Genomic DNA, 18,432 nt, shown 5'->3' with positions numbered 1-18,432 from the left:
ATACATTCGGAGGTTGGGCTTTTTGATGAAAGATAAAGTCTAAAAAGTTTGGAATAGCTAAGAAAACACTCGTAATCTTAAAAGATAGTATAAGATTCTTTTCAAATCAGCCTTGAGGCGTAGGTTATCTTATAGACCTTATAGTACAATGTTTAAAACAGAAAACAGCTACATGGAGGTTATGTATGAAGAAAACAAAACTTATTGCCACTCTCTTGGTCTCAAGCCAAGTTTTACTAGCAACACCAATCGTATTAGCAGACGAGACAGCAACAACGCAAAGTATTGTCCCAATTTCAGGAACGGTCGACTCGACAGTTGCTACGCATTCTTCCGATTCAACAACGACAACCAGCTCTAGTGAACGATTACAGATCAATGCAGTAGCAATCGGTAATGCGTTAACGAAAGAACAAGAAACTTATACATTAGATAAATTAGGGATCAAAGGAGAAACACCGATCTATAAAACGTCCGGTACAGACTTGATGTCCTATATTCCTGACGGTGGATTTACCAAAGACTGGGCAGTTTATAGTTCTGTACGTATGCAGACGCTCGCTGAAGGCGAAGGGATCACTGTTGATATCGCGACACCAGAAAATATCACACGAATCACAGCCGCTCAGTATCAAAATGCAGCGTTAACAGCTGGGATTACCGATGCAAAATTGACGGTCGCATCTGCAGTACCGATCGATGGTTCAGGTGCTTTAGCTGGTGTGTACAAAATCGTTGAAGAGTCAGGGGGCATCATTAATCAAGACCGTGTCAGCGTGGCTCAAAATGAGATGGATGTTTTATCGTCTATCACAGAAGAAAACAAAGACAAAGATGGCTATTCCGATGAAGTATTAAATAAAGCACAGGAGCAAGCGAAAGAAGAGTTAGCAGCTAAGACTGCTGACGGCAAAGAGCTGACACAAGCGGATATTCAAACGACAGTAGAAAAAGCTCTGAAGGATAATGGACTAGAAGATGTAATGACAAGCGATCAAGTCACAGAAATAACTTCGTTGATGAGTGAAATGAAAGATAAAAATATTTTTGAAGACTTCGTGAAAGAATTAGACTTGACTGAGGCGAGCAAGCAAATTCAAGAAAAATCAAAAGGGCTTTGGGAAAATATCAAAGGGTTCTTTAGTGGCATATGGGATTCGATCACTGGCATGTTTTCTGGTGACTCTCAATAATCGAAATAGTTTTTTATGTATGAAATATTTGATTTGAGCTACCCTATACGGATCTTTAGTCAATGAAGCAAGAATAAACCGCTATAACTTTTCCGAGTTAGCGGTTTATTTTTATAATCATCTAATTGCATACTTTGATAAGCGACAAGTGAGATTCGTGGGGGGGGTGTAGGAATCTGAATCCGCCTGTTCAATCATGCAATTTTTATCAATAACCTCCTATTTTTTTAGAAAGATGAAACCTGATAAGAAATGCGGTATAATAGAACAGAATGACAATACTAACTAAGAGGTGGCTCTTTATGAAAAAAATACTAGTTGTCGACGACGAAAAACCGATTTCGGATATCGTCAAATTTAACTTAGCAAAAGAAGGCTATGACGTCTATACAGCATATGATGGGGAAGAAGCTTTAGCAAAAGTAGCCGAAGTGGAACCTGATTTGATTTTACTAGATTTGATGTTACCAAAAATGGATGGCTTAGAAGTGGCTCGTGAAGTACGAAAAACGTTTGATATGCCGATCATCATGGTGACAGCTAAGGATTCTGAAATCGATAAAGTGTTAGGTTTGGAACTGGGAGCAGATGATTATGTGACCAAACCGTTCTCTAATCGTGAATTAGTGGCACGTGTGAAAGCAAATCTTCGACGTGGCGCTTCTGCTACCAAAGAAGTGGAAGAAGTCACACCTTCTGAACTGATCATTGGGGACTTAACGATCCATCCCGATGCGTATATGGTGACGAAACGTGGCGAAACGATTGAATTGACTCACCGTGAGTTTGAACTGCTCTTTTATTTAGCAAAACACATTGGTCAAGTCATGACACGGGAACATTTGTTACAAACCGTTTGGGGCTATGATTATTTTGGTGATGTTCGTACAGTAGACGTGACCGTTCGTCGTTTGCGTGAAAAAATCGAGGATAATCCAAGTCATCCTAGCTATTTAGTTACACGCCGAGGCGTAGGGTATTACTTGCGTAATCAAGAACAGGAGTAATTGGATGAAAGGAAAAGTCCGTTTTTTTCGATCAGTAAACTTCAAAATAGCTATTACATTTATTTTGATTTTACTGATCTCAATTGAAATTATAGGTGCTTATTTTATTAGAGGATTGGAACGTTCAACGATCAATACCTTTATCAAAGATATGAACCAAACAGTCGAAACATTAGCGACAACGATCAGTCCAGAACTGAATGGGAAAGGCAATGAAAGTGCGACTATCGATGATGTCAATGGGAATATCAAGCGTTTTATTGAGACCAGTGCTTCAAGTGATATCATTGAGATCCGTGTCGTGGATGAAAAAGGCATCATTCGAGCAACGACAGAGGTAAGCGAACAAGGTTCAGTCGGCAAAAAGAATGATTACGTCGATATGAATGATTTTACAACCAAACGATATGTCGCATTAGATGATGACGGAAAACGAGTAAATATCAATATTCAACCGATTTTGTCCCCGACCGGCGACGCCGTCATCGGGGCTCTTTACGTCAAAAGTGATATCGAACAAAAATATTCAGAAATCAATAATACAGCACTAATTTTCTTTACGGCTTCGTTAATTGCTGCATTTATCTCAATGGTTGTGTCTGTTCTGGTCGCACGTTCCATTACGCAACCGATCGGTGAGATGCGTGAGCAAGCGATCCGCATTGCGCGTGGTGATTATAGCCGTAAAGTAAAGGTCCATGGTCAAGATGAATTAGGTCAGTTGGCTGAAACGTTCAACCAACTAGCAGAACGGATCGAGGAAGCGCAGGATACAATGGAAGCTGAACGAAATCGGTTAGATAGCGTCTTGTCACATATGACAGATGGTGTTATCGCAACCGATCGTCGAGGGAAGATCATTACGATCAATGATATGGCTGTCTCATTATTAGACTTGAAAAAAGAAGAAGCAATCGGACAGTCAATCTTGACCCTTTTAGCAATTGAAGAAGAATACACGTTACGAAAACTGTTAGAAGATCCGAATGAAATGATTTTAGATCGATCAACTGGAGCGAGAGAAGCTGACCAGATGATTTTACGCGTCGATTTTTCGATGATCCGTCGAGAATCTGGCTTTATCAGTGGGTTGGTTGCAGTTTTACATGATGTAACGGAACAAGAGAAAACAGAACGGGAACGTCGTGAGTTCGTATCGAACGTTTCCCATGAGTTGCGTACGCCTTTAACAAGTATGCGTAGTTATATCGAAGCACTTAGTGAGGGTGCTTGGAAGGACGAAGAAGTCGCACCGAACTTTTTAAAAGTGACCTTAGATGAGACCGATCGTATGATCCGCATGATCAATGATCTACTGAACCTATCTCGCATGGATACGGGGAATACTCAATTACAATTAGAATATGTCAATTTTAATGAACTCGTTAATTTTGTGTTAGATCGTTTTGATATGATGGTAGGTAATCAAGAAAAAAATTATACGATCCGTCGAGAATTTACGCAACGAGATCTGTGGGTCGAGATCGACACAGATAAAATTATTCAAGTTATTGACAATATCATGAACAATGCAATCAAATATTCACCCGATGGGGGAGCAATCACCTGCCGGTTGCTTGAAACACATAACAATGTGATTTTAAGTATTACAGACCAAGGGCTAGGTATCCCTAAAAAAGATTTGAATCGTGTATTTGAACGTTTTTATCGAGTGGATAAAGCAAGAGCTAGAGCGCAAGGTGGAACAGGATTAGGCTTAGCAATCTCTCGCGAAGTAGTGAAAGCACATCGTGGCGCAATCTGGGCAGAAAGTAAGGAGGGACAAGGTTCAACCTTCTATATTTCTTTACCTTATGAACCGTATGAGGAGGAATGGTGGGAATGAAGATTTCTGAAAAATTTATACGAATTGGTTTGATCTTGATGGTTGCATTAAGCCTGTACTTCTCTTATGCAATTTGGTTGAGTCCAGCAGGGAAAACTTCAATCAACTTAGAAGAGAGCAATTCACAAGTGATTGAATCACAAAGCTATCGTAAAGCATCAGAAATTTATTTGCCTTTACACCTCGCATGGTTTCAAACAGATACAGTGAAAGAAACGAATAGTGAGAACCTGATTTCTCAAATACATGGGTTGATCGAAGGTGCTCGTTTTGGCAAGCTGACAGAAGTCGTGGAAGCAGACCAAGAGAAGTTCAATCAAAAGAAGTCTCTCAATGAAGGAATCGAATTCTCTTATAACGCACCTTATCTACTCAGTGGCTATGTGAAAGCATTTGGTTTGAATATTGATCTAGGTTCAGTCCAAAATGAAGATGTCTATTTTACGAGTGTCCAATTTGATCTAAAAGACGAAAAAGTTAGTTTTATTGATTATGATCAGCGGACGATTTACGAAGCCAGTCTATCGATGGATTGGAAAGAAATAGAACATGATTTGAATTCTTCAGATGTCAACTGGACACCTGTATTCAGAACGCCAGAAAGTATTGAAACACAGCACAGTATCAAAGAACCAATGAAACTAAAAAAATACAGTTATATCTTATCTCAGCAACCATACACCGTCTTTCGGAATGCTTTTTTTTCCCAGCCAGATGCGGTTAAAAACAATGATGAAAGTACGGAATTGATTTTTTATGATGGCAATGAAACAATGACGATCCATTCAGAAAATCAGATCGTCGATTTTAGAGGAGATTTACCGACGATTGATGAACCAAACAATATTTTTACGGACAGTTTTCCTTATGTCAGCAAACTAGGTGGCGCGTTAGGCAATGTTCGATATTTTGATCGTAATAAGAATACAATCGATTATCGTATTTTTGTAGAAGGATTTCCCGTATTTGGTTCAGACAGTAAAGGAAAAGTTGCAATCGAAATCGGTAATGAGCAAGTCAATAATCAAGTAAGTATCCAAACGAGTTTAAATACCATCCAAGTCCCGATTCCTTCAGATGAAGAAGTCGAGTTGCCTAGCACCGACGATGTATATCAGGAATTAGTAGATAATGGGGCAGAAGAATCGAAAATCGAGTTGATTATTGTTGGCTATACATGGCAAAACATCGAAGAAACAAATCGGGTGGTTGATCTATTCCCAGAGTGGTATGTGAAATATCAAGGAGAATGGTATTCTGCAAATGAATTATTGACCAAACTACCTGAGAAGGAGGCGGAGTAACTATGGATTTCAAAAAAATTGAATGGATTTTCTTCGTCGCCTTTCTAGGACTGAATGTTTTTTTATTTAGTAGTTATCATGAATCGATCAACCAAGAGCATACGGTAATACGCTCAGATCAGACAGAATCAATCAAAAAACGGTTAGCAAATGATGATATTACTTATACGGGTGATTTCTCTTCTGAAAGTAAGCAAGGCTACTATTTAAGTGCGGAAGAAACGGAACTGAGTCAAACGTTGTTCAAGTATCGCCAAGATAATAATCGACGTGGTTTATTAGAAAGTGGAGTTTCGATCAATGATAATATATTGACTAAAACATTATCGGACTCTGAATCTGAAAGCAAAGTCCTTGATCCAAATCGCATAGCAAGTTCACTCAATGATTTTTTGGATAACGAGGAAGATGTTTTATTTGGTAATGAGTATATCTATATGAAAAATTTCTCTGTATTAGAAGGTGATTCTCCTGAAATCACAGCGAGCCAAACGTATGAAGGATTGCCATTCTATGATGATACAGCTAAACTTATTTTCTCCCTCGAAAAAAAGGGGGATGAGTATCGCATTTTGAAGTATACTCAAACCCACTTAACGAATATTGAACAGTTGCGAGAAAAAACAGAATTGCATACGGAAGAAGAAGCTATTAATACATTGTATGTAAATAATAAAATCTCTCGAGGATCGAATATCCTTTGGCGTCAGCTGGCTTACTCTCGTATTTTGAAAGTACGAGAGAAAAATGTGTATGTACCGGTGTGGTATGTTGCAATTGAAACGCCGGATAAGACTTATCAGATCGAAACGGTCAATGCATTTAGTAATACGATTATTACAAATAATTCGATCCCAAAGGTGGAAGATCATTAAAAAAGTAGGTATAATGAAAAAAGTTTACAAAGTAAGAAGGGAAGTAGTAGTAAAATGGCTGAAGGAAATACAGCTTTTAAAATCAGTATCCTTGCAAGTGGGAGTTCAGGAAACTCATTATATATCGAGAGTGACAAAAAGCGACTTCTGGTAGATGCAGGACTGAGTGGGAAAAAAATTACTTCCTTAATGGCACAAATCGGTCGGACGCCCGATCAATTAGACGGTATTCTTGTGACACATGAACATCGAGATCACATTCATGGGGTAGGTGTTTTGGCGCGTAAGTACCATTTAGATATCTATGCAAATGAAAAAACATGGGAAGCTATGGCTCCGATGATCGGAAATGTCCCAATTGAACAAAAACATTTATTTCAGATGGGGAAAGTCCAAACATTTGGCGATTTAGATATCGAGAGTTTTGGTGTTTCTCATGATGCAGCTGCACCACAATTTTATCGTTTCCATAAAGAGAATCGTTCATTTGTCATGCTGACGGATACGGGTTATTGTAGTGATCATATGCGAGGGATCATTGAAAATGCTGATGGGTACTTGATGGAAAGCAATCATGATCTAGAGATGTTGCGTATGGGGCCGTATCCTTGGAATTTGAAACAACGTATTTTAGGCGATCGTGGTCATTTATCGAATGAAGATGGTGCATTAGTGATGACTGATGTAATTGGCGATCGTACAAAACGAATCTATTTAGGCCATTTAAGTAAAGAAAACAATATGAAAGAATTGGCCCATTTGACTATGGAAAATGTTCTTAAGGAAAAAGATCTAGGTGTGGGATATGATTTCAATGTGTACGACACTGACCCGGATGCTGCAACAGAATTATTTTCAATTTGATCAATCAGTTGTGACGGAAGTGATCGGCTCATAAAAATAAGCGGTAAAGTCCGAAAATTTGAAGGAATTTTTGGGATTTACCGCTTTTTTCGTAAGGAGTTACCTCCTGAATGCTATTTATTTTATTATAGGGAGTGCCTGATGATGAAAGTCACAGGCTTTTTTTATTTTTTACAGTAAACCTTGTTGCAATGCCAATTGTACAATGACAACTAGAGTGTTCATACCAATATGGGTAATCATTGGTGCCCAGATTCGTCCAGTGGATCGGTATAGTAAACTAAAGAAAAATCCTAAAAAGAAGTAGACGAGTAAATGCCCATCATTGTGTGCTAATGCAAAGAGCAAGGAACTAACACTTGCACCTACCCAAAAGTTGGTATAGTGACCAACGATGCCAAGAATACTGCGACGAAATACAAATTCTTCCATGATTGGTCCGGCAATAGTTGTAGCAATAATAAAAGCAGGAGTATCTAAAATCAGTTGGATAATATTTTGCGTATTTTCAGATGGAGAGACTTCTCCAAAAAAGAAACTCTCGATCATAACCGCAATACTTTGTAAAATTAGAGCGATAAAGATACCAACTACTCCATATAAAATGATTTTTGAGCGAGAAGCAACTGGTACGTTTGCTTCGATTTCTATGGGTTCTTTATGCCTGAAGTACAAGAACCACAGAATGATTGCACCTAAGATATACGCAACTGTTGTAGCATTAATCAAACCTGACGTTGAATTTACAAGTCCGACAGATGTCAGAAGTAAAGGCGAGACAAATACTAGCCCGTAACAAAAAATGCTAAAAAAGCTATATTTTTTTAATGACATATGAAACCTCCTTGAGCTAAGTGAAAAGCCAAGTGTAACTTTCTTTCTTGCTCTAATAATATAGGAAAAGCAACCGTTCGTTGAACTTTAATTGAAGAAACTTAGTAGCTTAATCAACTTCTGTGTTACTAAACACTATCCATTGTTCATTATACCATATCAAGATGTTTCTCTGATCAGTTAGTATTGATCGGCTTTTTCATGACCTATGATAAACGGTGTTCAAGAAGCAACACTTCAATAATAAGACAAAAAAATCCAAAATGAAAAAGCCATTTTTGATTTTCTTGTCTTATTACTCAGTGCTGAGCGCTTCTTTCACAACCAAGATAAACGGTGTTCAAGAAGCTGACCTTCAACATTAAGCTAGAAAATCAAAAAATATGAGGAGCTATTTTCTGATTTTCCATCTTACTACTCAGGTCAAAACGCTTCTTTCACAACCTATGATAAACGGTGTTCAAAAGCCAGCTCCTTCAATATTAAGTCAAAACTTGAAAAAATATGAGAAGCTATTTTCTCAAATTTTGCCTTAATACTTGGAGCTGATCGGCTTTTTCACAATCTTCTTTAAAAATTTTTTTTCTATGATTTAAAAAGCTTGCAAAAGAATAGGAGAATGAGTATTATTAAAAATGTAGGTTAGCACTCGATGTGATAGAGTGCTAATGGATTCAAAAAAAGAGTTATCGGAGGGATTTATCGTGTTAAAACCATTAGGTGATCGCGTCATCATTGAAGTCGCGCAAGAAGAAGAAAAAACTGTTGGAGGAATCGTTTTAGCTTCATCAGCGAAAGAGAAACCTCAAACTGGAACAGTTGTAGCAGTGGGTGAGGGACGTTTGCTAGAAAACGGTGAAAAAGTTCCTGCAGCTATTAAAGTAGGCGACCAAGTAATGTTTGAAAAATATGCCGGTACAGAAGTGAAATTTGAAGGAACAGAATATTTGATCGTCTCTGGAAAAGATATCATGGCGATTGTTGAGTAAGTACAAAACAAAAATAATTGATGAGGTGACGAAAAAATGGCAAAAGAATTAAAATTTGCAGAAGATGCACGTGCAGCAATGTTACGTGGTGTAGATAAATTAGCAGATACAGTAAAAGTGACATTAGGACCAAAAGGCCGTAATGTTGTTTTAGAAAAATCATATGGTTCTCCATTGATCACAAATGACGGTGTGACGATTGCAAAAGAAATCGAATTAGAAGATCATTTTGAAAACATGGGTGCAAAATTAGTTTCAGAAGTTGCATCAAAAACAAATGATATCGCTGGAGATGGTACAACGACAGCGACTGTATTGACTCAAGCAATTGTCCGTGAAGGTTTGAAAAACGTCACAGCTGGTGCTAACCCATTAGGTATTCGTCGTGGGATCGAATTAGCCACTAAAACAGCAGTGGAAGAATTACACAACATCTCAACTGTTGTTGACTCAAAAGAGGCTATTGCACAAGTTGCGGCTGTTTCTTCTGGTTCAGAACAAGTGGGCCGTTTGATTGCGGATGCAATGGAAAAAGTCGGCAATGACGGTGTCATCACAATTGAAGAATCTAAAGGAATCGAAACAGAATTAGATGTCGTAGAAGGTATGCAATTTGACCGTGGTTACTTGTCACAATATATGGTAACAGACAACGACAAAATGGAAGCTGTTTTGGAAAATCCATACTTGTTGATCACTGACAAGAAAATTTCAAATATCCAAGATATCTTACCTTTATTAGAACAAATCTTACAACAATCACGTCCTTTATTGATCATTGCTGATGACGTGGATGGCGAAGCATTACCAACATTGGTATTGAATAAAATCCGTGGAACATTCAATGTTGTTGCTGTAAAAGCACCAGGTTTCGGCGACCGTCGTAAAGCAATGTTAGAAGATATTGCTGTCTTGACTGGTGGTACAGTGATCACAGATGACCTAGGATTAGAATTGAAAGATGCAACAATCGAAAACTTAGGAAATGCTTCAAAAGTTGTTGTGGATAAAGACAACACAACGATCGTTGAAGGTTCAGGCGATAAAACAGCTATTGATGCACGTGTTCAATTGATCAAAAACCAAATCGCTGAAACAACTTCAGACTTTGACCGTGAAAAATTACAAGAACGCTTAGCGAAACTTGCCGGCGGAGTAGCAGTCGTAAAAGTCGGAGCAGCAACTGAAACAGAATTAAAAGAATTGAAACTACGTATTGAAGATGCGTTGAACGCTACTCGTGCTGCTGTTGAAGAAGGCATGGTCTCTGGTGGTGGTACAGCATTAGTGAACGTGATCAACAAAGTAGCGATGATCGAAGCAGAAGGCGACGTAGCAACAGGTATCAAGATCGTTACTCGTGCATTAGAAGAACCAATTCGCCAAATTGCTGAAAATGCTGGTTATGAAGGATCAGTTATTGTTGATAAATTGAAAAATGTTGATTTAGGAACAGGATTCAATGCAGCAACTGGTGAATGGGTAAACATGGTGGAAGCCGGAATCGTTGACCCAACAAAAGTAACTCGTTCAGCATTACAAAATGCAGCATCTGTATCTGCATTACTATTAACAACTGAAGCAGTTGTGGCAGATAAACCAGAACCAGCAGCACCTGCTGCACCAGCTATGGATCCATCAATGATGGGCGGCATGATGTAATAACTCCAGAAGAACCTTGTTCAATCAAGGTTCTTCTTTTTTTTGTCTTCTTAGAAAAAAGCATAAACAGGGTAAAATTGAGTGTGACGTAATGAGATTGTGCATTCATATTGTAAATAAAAAATGGGCAAATCACTAAATTGACAAGCCAATCATCAAATTTTTGTATTATTATTTCATCGATTTAATCTATGGAAGAAAATTTATTTCCTTTAACATTTCTTTCACTCTTTCGCTAGCGAAGTTCACAAAGTTATGCTATATTTGTGATATCATTATAATGTATACGCATTCATAATGATGGAAGATCGAATTGTAGGAGGATGAAAATGAATAAATTGATGGAATGGATGGAGAGATATATCTTGCCAGTTGCCACGAAGATTGGTTCGGAAAAGCATCTGGTTGCTTTACGTGATGCGTTTATTGGAACCATGCCGGCAACGATGGCTGGGGCAATTGCGGTGCTATTGAATGCGTTTATGCGTGATTTTCCTAACACGTATCTAGGTGAAGGGAATGCCATTACGACTTTTTTTACACCAGTAATTGGTGTCAATGGCCTGATTTGGAATGGGACGTTAGCGATTATGGCAGTCGTATTCGCATTGTCACTAGGCGCAAATTTGGCAAAGGCATATGAAGTGGACCCTGTATCAGGAAGTATTGTATCTTTAGTTGCATTTATTATTGGATTACCTGATGCTGCCACAGCTGTTTTGACGTTGCCAGAAAAATTGTCACAAGATGCTATGGACATGATCACTACCGCAGGCGGCGTGATTGCTGATGGTACTGATGGTGGACAGACGCTTTCGATGGGCGCATGGGGTTATTTCAACTTTGGGAAATACATGGGTGGTTCTGGTCTTTTTACAGCTATGATCTTTGGTTTTATTTCTGTTATCATTTTTGCACTATTGATGCGTAAAAAAATTATTATCAGAATGCCAGAATCAGTGCCACCAGCAGTTGCACGTGCTTTTGCCGCAATCATTCCTGCAGTTGTTTCTTTATATGTTGTGGGAACGATCAATTATATCTTCCGACAAACAGCAGGAGTACCATTGATTGACTGGATCTCTGAAGCGATTCAAAAACCTTTGATGAATTTATCGCAAGGGTATGGCGCAGTGTTTATTATCGTGTTACTTGTTCATGTGCTTTGGTTCTTTGGATTACATGGAACAAATATCATGTCACCAGTGTTACAGACACTTTATGGTACAGCGATGGTCGAAAATACCAATGCCTTTCAAAATAATGAGCCAATCCCCTTCAAATGGGTAGCAGGTTCATTTGAAGCATTCGTATGGCCTGGTGGTGCCGGCGTAACGTTGGTATTGATCGTCATGATTTTATTTTTATCAAAACGTGCCGATTATAAAACAGTTGGTAAGCTAGGGATTGCTCCTGGTTTGTTCAATATCAATGAACCAGTGATGTTTGGTCTACCAGTCGTATTGAATCCATTGTTGATGATCCCATTCATCGTCGCACCACTTGTAACGGCAACCATTGCTTACTTTGCGACAATGGCAGGCCTTGTTCGCCCAGTGGTGGTAAATGTGATTTGGGTCATGCCAACGATTATCAGTGGGTTCTTAGCAACCGCAGGTGACTGGCGTGCCATTGTCTTGACGATCGTCAATCTCTTAGTCGCTGCTTTGATTTGGGCACCATTTATCTTGGCTGCAAACCGTTTAGATCCTAATCTAGGTGAACCAGAAGAATAAAAGAAGCAAACTCCTTGCTATGAGACGCGTTTCATACCGTATACTCAAAGCATAAATAAAGGAGGGCTTCTTATGAATACCTATATCAAAGCAACGCAAGGCACCAAAAATCAATGTTTTTACGCATTTGTTGAGTTTAAAGATTCCATGCTCGTGTTGTCTAGTTTTCAAGGCCTTAATCGATCGGTGATCAAAAAAATCAATTTAGCAGATATTTCTGGTTTGACCAAGGATAATTATTGGGGTGGTCAACGAATCAGTTTCTATGACCAAGGAACATTGTATCAATTTTTCGAATGTGGACCTGCTGTGGTAGACTATCTACAAGAAAATCTTTTTGTATAGGTGGCGAACAGTAGTCATGGCAAACATCCGAGATATAGCCAAACGAACAGGATATTCTGTTTCGACGGTATCCCGTGTCATCAATCAACATCCTTATGTCGATGAAGCGAAACGAACAGAGATCTTGAAAGTGATCAAAGAATTAAATTATGTACCGAATGCCAATGCCAGACAACTAAGTTCTGGAAAAACTAAAAATATTGGTGTCATTTTACCTTACACAAATCACCCATATTTTGATCAGTTGCTCAGTGGAATCATTGAAGTCGCTTTTAGTGAGGGCTATAAAGTGACGTTGTTGCCAACAAACTACCAAATAAAACGGGAACAACAATATTTAGAAGAGTTTGCGGCGAAAGCATTTGACGGATTGATCATTACATCAAGAGCAAATCCCTTAGAGTTGTTGCTTGATTATCAACGCTATGGCCCTATCGTCTTTTGCGAAAAGATCGAAGACTTGGAAGTAATGAGTGTCTATATTGATCGCAAACAATCGATTACTGATGGCTTATCCTTTTTAAAAGATCAAGGTGTCAAACGTTTAGGTGTCACCTTAGGAAGAACCGGTCGAATGAGTTACAATTCGAAAATCACATTAAAACTGTGTAAAGAGATTTTTCCTGACTTTAATGAAGCTGATGTCTACTGGCAGTGTATTGATACCGAGCATGGGGAAATGGCAGGGGAATTTTTTAAGGAACGAGGAATTGATGGCATTTTCACGAATTCAGACACAGTAGCAGCGGGAATCCTGCAAAGCTACAAAAAACAAAAAATACCAATTGTTGGTAGGGAAAATATGCTGATCAGTGAATTATTAAATTTTTCAACAATTGATCACCATTTGAAACAATGTGGTGAAACCGCTTTTCGTTTGTTTTTGAATGATACAGTCGAACAAGTAAAGATTCCGTATACTTTTATTCAACGTCCGTGAAATAAAAAAGACAAATCCTTTTTGTGGATTTGTCTTTTTTTATTTATGCATGAGCTTGAATGATCTCATTCAATGCTATAGCGGCGCCTTTACCACAGCGAGAATCATAGTATTCAGTAAAACGTTCATCTGAGATATACAGCATACCTAATCCTTTGTGGGCTTCTGCTTGATACGTGGGCCAACTAAATAATAGCCATTTTTTATGTGCATCAAAAATTTCTTTTGCAAGTGCCTGATTTGATTGGTCAGACAGATAAGACGTTAAATTCGTTAGTAATTGTTGCTCAACTTCTTGCATTTCTTGGTATTTTTCTTGGGAAAGGTTTTGCCATTGTTCGTTTGCTTTATCAATCGTTTCTTCTCCGTATTTTTCACGGATCTCTGTGCCATAGTTTGTTTCATTTTCAGTTATTTTTTGTTTTTTTAATCCTTCAAATTTTTCTTGGTCAGTCATCTTTTTTCCTCCTTTGAATTGTGCTAATGTTTGTTGGACGGTTGCCAGGAGAGTATCAATTTCTGCTCGTTTCTCTAGTAGTTTTCTCTGATGTTCGATGAGTGCATGTTGATGATCAAAGGTAGGATCATCTAATAATTCGCGAATTTGGTTCAGTGGAAAATCTAAGGATCGATAAAATAAAATTTGTTGTAGACGATCGATTTCTTGAGAACCATAGATACGATAACCAGCTGAATTGATCCGTTTGGGTTTGAGTAAATCAATTTCATCGTAAAAACGTAGTGTACGACTACTTACTCCTGAGAGCTGTGCCATTTTCTTAATTGTGTATTCCATTGTTTTCCCTCCTGACAAAACTAGCATAATCCTTGACGTAACGAGAAGGTCAAGTGAAAAATCATCTTTTTTATCTAATTGATTATATGTTATACTATTAAACGAAGAGAGGGAAATCAAATTGTTTTTTTATCGTCTTTATGAAAGCGATTTATTTTATTGAGTAAAAAAATTAAGAAAAGAGGAAAAGTATGAAACTGATTGAAACTCCGATTACGAGCAACTTGAATATCAAAACTTTTTATCCAAAAATCGTTGATTTCTTTTTTAGAAATTCTGCTATTCGATTTTATAAACTATTTTCTTTAGATCGTACACAGATTTTGTTGATCGATACCTATAATCAAGTCCAATTAGTGATGATCAATACAAAAAAGAAAATCACTAAACAGGAAATTGATTATGCAATCAAAAAAGTGTTGAAAACAGAACGATCAGCGGTCAATATCCATGTAGGTGTCAAGCAAGAATTAGAAGAAGCGGGTGTTCAGTTCAAACGGCCGAATAAGGATATCGTCATTGTAGAACAAGCCATCGCAACGATTGCATAGCTCGATCAATACAGCAAGAAAGTTATGGATGATCCTAAATTGAATAAGCGATAGGAAGTAAAGCGCCTAAATTCCAAGATAGTTTGATCTTTGGGATTTAGGCGTTTTTTTACAACCTAGATAAACGGTGTTCAAGAAGCAACACTTCAATAATAAGCCAAGAAAATCCAAAATGAAAAAGCCATTTTTGATTTTCCTGTCTTATTACTCAGTGCTGAGCGCTTCTTTCACAACCTGGATAAACGGTGTTCAAGAAGCTGACCTTCAACATTAAGCTGAAAAATCAAAAAATATGAGGAGCTATTTTTGCAAGTTCTACCTTACTACTCGGAGCTGCCCGGCTTTCTCACAATCTCCTATCTTATTTCTTTACTTTGTACAAAATAAAACAAGATTTCTTTTACTAGGGTATTTTTTTGTTATAATGGATAAGAAATGAAAATTGGCTAAGAGGAGCAATAAAAAAGATGACGACAACTTACTCAGATGACAGTTTGACGCTACATACGGATCTTTACCAGATCAACATGATGCAGACTTACTGGGAACTAGATAGAGCAGATAAACATGCAGTTTTTGAATGTTACTTCCGCGAGATGCCATTCAATCATGGTTATGCTGTTTTTGCAGGGTTAGAACGATTAGTGGATTATTTAGAAAACTTGACATTTACTGATACAGATATTGCGTATCTTCGCGAAATGGCTGTTTATCCGGAAGGCTTTTTGACGTATTTACGTGAATTCAAATTCAAAGCGACTGTCCGTTCCGCTCGTGAAGGAGAACTTGTTTTTGCGAATGAGCCATTGATCCAAGTGGAAGGCCCATTAGCCCATTGTCAATTAGTAGAAACAGCCTTATTGAATATGGTGAATTTTCAAACGTTGATCGCGACGAAAGCGGCTCGTATCAAATCAGTGATCGGTGACGATCCATTATTGGAGTTTGGTACACGCCGTGCGCAAGAATTGGATGCTGCGGTTTGGGGTACTCGTGCTGCTTATATTGGTGGAGCAGATGCAACGAGCAATGTTCGTGCAGGGAAAATTTTCGGGATTCCAGCAAGCGGTACCCACGCTCATTCACTTGTTCAAAGTTATGGGAATGACTATGAAGCATTTATGGCGTATGCAAAGACACATAAAGATTGTGTTTTTCTAGTGGATACTTACGATACCTTGAAATCGGGTGTTCCTAGTGCGATCCGTGTGGCAAAAGAACTTGGCAACAAGATCAATTTCCAAGGCGTACGTATCGATAGTGGTGATATGGCGTATATTTCGAAACGGGTCAGAGAACAATTAGATTCCGCTGGTTTTACAGAAGCAAAAATCTATGCCTCAAATGATTTAGATGAAGCGACGATTTTAAACTTAAAAATGCAAAAAGCAAAAATCGATGTTTGGGGCGTGGGAACAAAGTTGATCACCGCCTATGACCAACCGGCTTTAGGTGCAGTCTTCAAACTGGTATCCATCGAAAATGAACAAGGTGAAATGATCGATACGATCAAATTGTCTAGCAATGCAGAAAAAGTTACTACACCAGGTAAAAAACAAGTATGGCGTATCACTCGTAACTTTGATGGGAAATCAGAAGGCGATTATGTGACACTATGGGACGAAGATCCTCGACAAGAAGAAGAGATCTTCATGTTCCACCCGACACATACCTTTATCAATAAAACTGTTCGTGATTTTACAGCTCGGCCAATTTTACAAGATATTTTTGTTGAAGGAACGAGAGTCTATGACTTACCGACATTAGAAGAAATCAAAGAGTATACCAGAGGAAACTTAGATTCTCTTTGGGAAGAATACAAACGTGATTTGAATCCGCAAAAATATCCTGTGGATCTATCAACAGATTGCTGGAATCATAAGATGGCAATCATGGAACGAATGAAAAAAAGCGTCACACAATTAACGAGTGAACTATAGGAGGAATGGAAGATGAATCATTTACAACAAGCAATCATCGAAGAATTAGGCGTGAAATCAGTCATCGATCCTCAAAATGAAATTCGTGTGAGTATCGATTTCATGAAAGAATATTTGAAAAAGAATCCCTTCTTAAAAACCTTGGTTTTAGGTATCAGTGGAGGACAAGATTCTACTTTAGCCGGACGTTTAGCACAATTGGCAATGGAAGAAATGCGGGAAGAAACGAAAGATGATAGTTACCAGTTTATCGGTGTACGTTTGCCATATGGAGAACAGGCAGATGAAGAAGATGCCAAAGCGGCGTTAGACTTTATCCAACCAGACGTCCAATTACGTGTAAATATCAAACCCGCTGTCGATGCGCAAACGCAAGCATTGATTGAAGCAGGTGTGGAAATCAGTGATTTCAATAAAGGGAATATCAAAGCGCGCCAACGAATGATCACACAATATGCGGTTGCTGGACAACGCGCAGGGGCTGTGATCGGAACCGACCACGCAGCTGAAAATATTACTGGTTTCTTTACAAAATATGGAGACGGTGGGGCAGATATTTTGCCATTGTTCCGCTTGAATAAACGCCAAGGAAAAGCATTGTTGAAGGCTTTAGACGCGCCAGAACATCTCTATACCAAAGTGCCAACAGCTGACCTTGAAGAAGGCAAGCCGATGATTGCCGATGAAGTCGCATTAGGTGTCACATATGATGAGATCGACGACTATTTGGAAGGGAAAGAAATTCCAGTAGATGCACAACAAAAAATCGAGCAATGGTGGAATAAAACACAGCATAAACGTCATTTGCCAATTTCGATCTTTGATGATTTTTGGAAATAAAGTGAAATAAACGAATCAAATGAACCGTTAATCCTTTGTTGATCAAGGGATTAACGGTTTATTTTTGTTTGTATTCGCGTTTTGTTCTCCAGTGTATTTTTAAGGTGAAGATTTTTATTGCTTTGCTTCATTCTCATAGAAAAGAAGGCTTAAAAAATAAGTTTTCCACATTGGAAGAGTCAGTATTGAAAGAAACAAAATAGGATCGGCTATACTTGATTGACACTCTTTGACAGTCTGAAACAAATCGATGTTCCTTAAGAAAATCATTTGATAGCGACAATAGCATCTATTTCTACTTTGAATCTTGGATCAATCAATCCAGCTACTATTACTACTGTCATTGCTGGTTTATTTTCTCCATATAGTTTTATAAGTGTCGTCCTAAGTGATCCTAAAAAGGAAGCATCAGTTAAATACACGTTCATTTTGACAATATTTTGGGTACTCGCTTCGTTATCCATAATGATGGAATTTATTTTTTCAACAACGATTTGTATTTGCTCATCGATACCATCGGGAATGTAATCCTCTTTTTGAGGTGTCTGTCCGGAAATAAATAATAAAGGTGAATCTGTCATAACACTATTTGAATAGATAGCCATAAAATTACTCCTTTTCATTGATATTATTATTCGGTGCTGACCGCTTCTTTCACAACCTAGATAAACAGTGTTCGAAAGCCAGCTCCTTCAATAGTAAGTCAAAAC

17 protein-coding genes are annotated in these 18,432 nt (G+C 38.2%); 14 read left to right on the top strand and 3 right to left on the bottom strand.

The genetic code is table 11. The features are described from left to right. Positions 1-185: 185 nt before the first annotated feature. The 6 genes from ACH0AK_RS06860 (at position 186) to walJ (ending at position 7,089) form a co-directional block, all read left to right on the top strand. Positions 186-1,193: a DUF1002 domain-containing protein gene (locus ACH0AK_RS06860; RefSeq protein WP_499796805.1), complete on the top strand. Its 1,008-nt coding sequence runs from the start codon at positions 186-188 to the stop codon at positions 1,191-1,193. A gap of 302 nt (positions 1,194-1,495) precedes the next feature. Next, the gene (gene yycF / locus ACH0AK_RS06855) at positions 1,496-2,200 is read left to right on the top strand and encodes a response regulator YycF (protein ID WP_019723593.1); all 705 of its coding nucleotides are present in this window, start codon (positions 1,496-1,498) and stop codon (positions 2,198-2,200) included. A gap of 4 nt (positions 2,201-2,204) precedes the next feature. Beyond that, positions 2,205-4,046, top strand: coding sequence for a cell wall metabolism sensor histidine kinase WalK (gene walK / locus ACH0AK_RS06850; RefSeq protein ID WP_010736691.1), 1,842 nt, complete (start codon positions 2,205-2,207; stop codon positions 4,044-4,046). Further along, entirely contained in the window at positions 4,043-5,350 is a 1,308-nt protein-coding gene (locus ACH0AK_RS06845; protein ID WP_023520315.1) for a YycH family regulatory protein, read from the top strand. Before walK ends, ACH0AK_RS06845 begins: the two co-directional genes overlap by 4 nt. A 2-nt stretch (positions 5,351-5,352) precedes the next feature. Then, on the top strand, positions 5,353-6,225 hold the full coding sequence (locus ACH0AK_RS06840) for a two-component system regulatory protein YycI (protein ID WP_010736689.1): 873 nt from the start codon (positions 5,353-5,355) through the stop codon (positions 6,223-6,225). Positions 6,226-6,279: 54 nt separating this feature from the next. Continuing rightward, on the top strand, positions 6,280-7,089 hold the full coding sequence (walJ, locus tag ACH0AK_RS06835) for an exodeoxyribonuclease WalJ (protein ID WP_023520314.1): 810 nt from the start codon (positions 6,280-6,282) through the stop codon (positions 7,087-7,089). Between the two features lie 171 nt (positions 7,090-7,260). Here walJ and ACH0AK_RS06830 read toward each other — a convergent pair whose 3' ends face one another. After that, the gene (locus ACH0AK_RS06830; RefSeq protein WP_010736687.1) at positions 7,261-7,923 is read right to left on the bottom strand and encodes a CPBP family intramembrane glutamic endopeptidase; all 663 of its coding nucleotides are present in this window, start codon (positions 7,921-7,923) and stop codon (positions 7,261-7,263) included. A 704-nt stretch (positions 7,924-8,627) separates the two neighbouring features. Here ACH0AK_RS06830 and groES point away from each other — a divergent pair. The 5 genes from groES (at position 8,628) to ACH0AK_RS06805 (ending at position 13,595) form a co-directional block, all read left to right on the top strand. Then, the gene (gene groES / locus ACH0AK_RS06825; protein ID WP_019723198.1) at positions 8,628-8,912 is read left to right on the top strand and encodes a co-chaperone GroES; all 285 of its coding nucleotides are present in this window, start codon (positions 8,628-8,630) and stop codon (positions 8,910-8,912) included. A 36-nt stretch (positions 8,913-8,948) separates the two neighbouring features. Continuing rightward, complete coding sequence (gene groL / locus ACH0AK_RS06820; protein WP_010736685.1) at positions 8,949-10,574, top strand: chaperonin GroEL; 1,626 nt, start codon at positions 8,949-8,951, stop codon at positions 10,572-10,574. Between the two features lie 329 nt (positions 10,575-10,903). Next, positions 10,904-12,310, top strand: coding sequence for a PTS sugar transporter subunit IIC (locus ACH0AK_RS06815; RefSeq protein WP_019723199.1), 1,407 nt, complete (start codon positions 10,904-10,906; stop codon positions 12,308-12,310). Between the two features lie 72 nt (positions 12,311-12,382). Next, positions 12,383-12,655, top strand: a complete 273-nt coding sequence (locus tag ACH0AK_RS06810; protein WP_010736683.1) for a hypothetical protein — start codon at positions 12,383-12,385, stop codon at positions 12,653-12,655. Positions 12,656-12,671: 16 nt separating this feature from the next. Beyond that, complete coding sequence (locus ACH0AK_RS06805; protein WP_023520313.1) at positions 12,672-13,595, top strand: LacI family DNA-binding transcriptional regulator; 924 nt, start codon at positions 12,672-12,674, stop codon at positions 13,593-13,595. Between the two features lie 43 nt (positions 13,596-13,638). Here the strand turns inward: ACH0AK_RS06805 and ACH0AK_RS06800 are convergent, their stop codons facing one another. Beyond that, entirely contained in the window at positions 13,639-14,391 is a 753-nt protein-coding gene (locus tag ACH0AK_RS06800; RefSeq protein ID WP_010736681.1) for a MerR family transcriptional regulator, read from the bottom strand. 191 nt (positions 14,392-14,582) lie between these two features. Between ACH0AK_RS06800 and ACH0AK_RS06795 the strand changes: the two genes are divergently transcribed. The 3 genes from ACH0AK_RS06795 to nadE all read left to right on the top strand — a co-directional run bounded on the left by ACH0AK_RS06795 (position 14,583) and on the right by nadE (position 17,722). Next, the gene (locus ACH0AK_RS06795; RefSeq protein WP_023520312.1) at positions 14,583-14,942 is read left to right on the top strand and encodes a DUF1827 family protein; all 360 of its coding nucleotides are present in this window, start codon (positions 14,583-14,585) and stop codon (positions 14,940-14,942) included. A 467-nt stretch (positions 14,943-15,409) separates the two neighbouring features. After that, positions 15,410-16,882: a nicotinate phosphoribosyltransferase gene (locus tag ACH0AK_RS06790; protein WP_010736679.1), complete on the top strand. Its 1,473-nt coding sequence runs from the start codon at positions 15,410-15,412 to the stop codon at positions 16,880-16,882. 12 nt (positions 16,883-16,894) lie between these two features. Beyond that, positions 16,895-17,722, top strand: a complete 828-nt coding sequence (gene nadE, locus ACH0AK_RS06785) for an NAD(+) synthase (RefSeq protein WP_023520311.1) — start codon at positions 16,895-16,897, stop codon at positions 17,720-17,722. A gap of 266 nt (positions 17,723-17,988) precedes the next feature. On the opposite strand, the gene ACH0AK_RS06780 is transcribed toward nadE, so the two are convergent. Next, positions 17,989-18,327, bottom strand: a complete 339-nt coding sequence (locus ACH0AK_RS06780; RefSeq protein WP_023520310.1) for a RidA family protein — start codon at positions 18,325-18,327, stop codon at positions 17,989-17,991. Positions 18,328-18,432 lie beyond the last annotated feature (105 nt).

Origin of the sequence: Enterococcus pernyi, assembly GCF_045371165.1 — a bacterium.
Lineage (GTDB): Bacteria > Bacillota > Bacilli > Lactobacillales > Enterococcaceae > Enterococcus_B > Enterococcus_B pernyi.
This window is presented reverse-complemented; position numbering and strand designations above follow the sequence as displayed.

Excerpts from the sequence above, each read along its gene's own strand:
- ACH0AK_RS06830 (WP_010736687.1), bottom strand. The coding sequence starts at position 7,923 with ATGTCATTAAAAAAATATAGCTTTTTTAGCATTTTTTGTTACGGGCTA.
- ACH0AK_RS06810 (WP_010736683.1), top strand. The coding sequence starts at position 12,383 with ATGAATACCTATATCAAAGCAACGCAAGGCACCAAAAATCAATGTTTT.
- ACH0AK_RS06805 (WP_023520313.1), top strand. The coding sequence starts at position 12,672 with ATGGCAAACATCCGAGATATAGCCAAACGAACAGGATATTCTGTTTCG.
- walK (WP_010736691.1), top strand. The coding sequence starts at position 2,205 with ATGAAAGGAAAAGTCCGTTTTTTTCGATCAGTAAACTTCAAAATAGCT.
- ACH0AK_RS06780 (WP_023520310.1), bottom strand. The coding sequence starts at position 18,327 with ATGGCTATCTATTCAAATAGTGTTATGACAGATTCACCTTTATTATTT.
- walJ (WP_023520314.1), top strand. The coding sequence starts at position 6,280 with ATGGCTGAAGGAAATACAGCTTTTAAAATCAGTATCCTTGCAAGTGGG.
- nadE (WP_023520311.1), top strand. The coding sequence starts at position 16,895 with ATGAATCATTTACAACAAGCAATCATCGAAGAATTAGGCGTGAAATCA.
- yycF (WP_019723593.1), top strand. The coding sequence starts at position 1,496 with ATGAAAAAAATACTAGTTGTCGACGACGAAAAACCGATTTCGGATATC.
- ACH0AK_RS06845 (WP_023520315.1), top strand. The coding sequence starts at position 4,043 with ATGAAGATTTCTGAAAAATTTATACGAATTGGTTTGATCTTGATGGTT.
- groL (WP_010736685.1), top strand. The coding sequence starts at position 8,949 with ATGGCAAAAGAATTAAAATTTGCAGAAGATGCACGTGCAGCAATGTTA.
- ACH0AK_RS06795 (WP_023520312.1), top strand. The coding sequence starts at position 14,583 with ATGAAACTGATTGAAACTCCGATTACGAGCAACTTGAATATCAAAACT.
- ACH0AK_RS06790 (WP_010736679.1), top strand. The coding sequence starts at position 15,410 with ATGACGACAACTTACTCAGATGACAGTTTGACGCTACATACGGATCTT.
- ACH0AK_RS06815 (WP_019723199.1), top strand. The coding sequence starts at position 10,904 with ATGAATAAATTGATGGAATGGATGGAGAGATATATCTTGCCAGTTGCC.
- ACH0AK_RS06800 (WP_010736681.1), bottom strand. The coding sequence starts at position 14,391 with ATGGAATACACAATTAAGAAAATGGCACAGCTCTCAGGAGTAAGTAGT.
- ACH0AK_RS06840 (WP_010736689.1), top strand. The coding sequence starts at position 5,353 with ATGGATTTCAAAAAAATTGAATGGATTTTCTTCGTCGCCTTTCTAGGA.
- ACH0AK_RS06860 (WP_499796805.1), top strand. The coding sequence starts at position 186 with ATGAAGAAAACAAAACTTATTGCCACTCTCTTGGTCTCAAGCCAAGTT.